The organism is Nocardiopsis listeri NBRC 13360, assembly GCF_001570765.1.
GTDB lineage: Bacteria > Actinomycetota > Actinomycetes > Streptosporangiales > Streptosporangiaceae > Nocardiopsis > Nocardiopsis listeri.
The window spans coordinates 1-725 of sequence record NZ_BCSH01000146.1 but is presented as its reverse complement, the minus strand read 5'-3'; the positions used below and the strand labels follow the sequence as shown (position 1 = coordinate 725).

Here is a 725-nt window from a genome sequence, read left to right as displayed (position 1 = left end):
CCATCTACACGATCTTCGAGGGCGCCAGCGAGATCCAGAAGCTCATCATCGGCCGCACCATCACCGGCCTGCCCGTGCGCTAGGAACGGCGCGGTGCGTACACGGGGAGGAGGGGCCGGGCGGCCCCTCCTCCCCTCGTCGATGGGTGAGGACCCGGGTGACCGGGTAGGCGCGGATCAAGGAGGTGAGTTCGATGTCCGCGTTCTCCGCGTTCGTCCCACTGATCATCATCGCCGTGGTCGTCCTCGCCATCTTCCTGGTGCTGGGCATCTTCTACGTGGTCCAACGTCAGGCGGAGAAGGCCGTCCGCTCTCCCGAGTACTGGGACGAGCAGCCGGATGGGCGCACGTACCCGACCGGGTGGGGCGAAGGGCCCACGGTCTCCGGACCCGCGGATGGATTCCAGGACCGCCCCCAGGAAGCGCCCCAGGATCCGCCACGGGATCCACCACGGGACGAGCGCTTTCCCAGGGATCAGGGGGAGCCTCCCGAGGGCTGACCCGCCAGGGCCTCTCAGACCGCGCGGGCGACGGTGACGATGTCGCGGCTCGTGTCGGTCAACGGCCCCTGGTCCCAGCCCCCATAGCGCTCGACCACCGTGAAGCCGGTCGCGGCGAGCAGCGCGCCGATCTCCGCCGCGACGGTCACGGTCCGTTTGGCGGAGGACGAGCTCGCCGCCCCCCGACACCACGGAGGCTGAGGAGATGACGGAAGACAAGGACCGG

Annotated in this window: 3 protein-coding genes; 2 read left to right on the top strand and 1 reads right to left on the bottom strand. The window is 69.7% G+C overall.

From position 1 onward, the window contains the following. Together NLI01S_RS26640 and NLI01S_RS24850 are read left to right on the top strand one after the other, a co-directional pair. A partial coding sequence (locus tag NLI01S_RS26640) for an acyl-CoA/acyl-ACP dehydrogenase (RefSeq protein WP_190318594.1) occupies window positions 1-83 on the top strand: 83 nt, incomplete at its 5' end. A gap of 110 nt (window positions 84-193) precedes the next feature. Continuing rightward, on the top strand, window positions 194-499 hold the full coding sequence (locus NLI01S_RS24850) for a hypothetical protein (protein WP_067609342.1): 306 nt from the start codon (window positions 194-196) through the stop codon (window positions 497-499). 14 nt (window positions 500-513) lie between these two features. Here the strand turns inward: NLI01S_RS24850 and NLI01S_RS26635 are convergent, their stop codons facing one another. Continuing rightward, the gene (locus NLI01S_RS26635; protein ID WP_263363350.1) at window positions 514-648 is read right to left on the bottom strand and encodes a hypothetical protein; all 135 of its coding nucleotides are present in this window, start codon (window positions 646-648) and stop codon (window positions 514-516) included. Window positions 649-725: the final 77 nt, after the last annotated feature.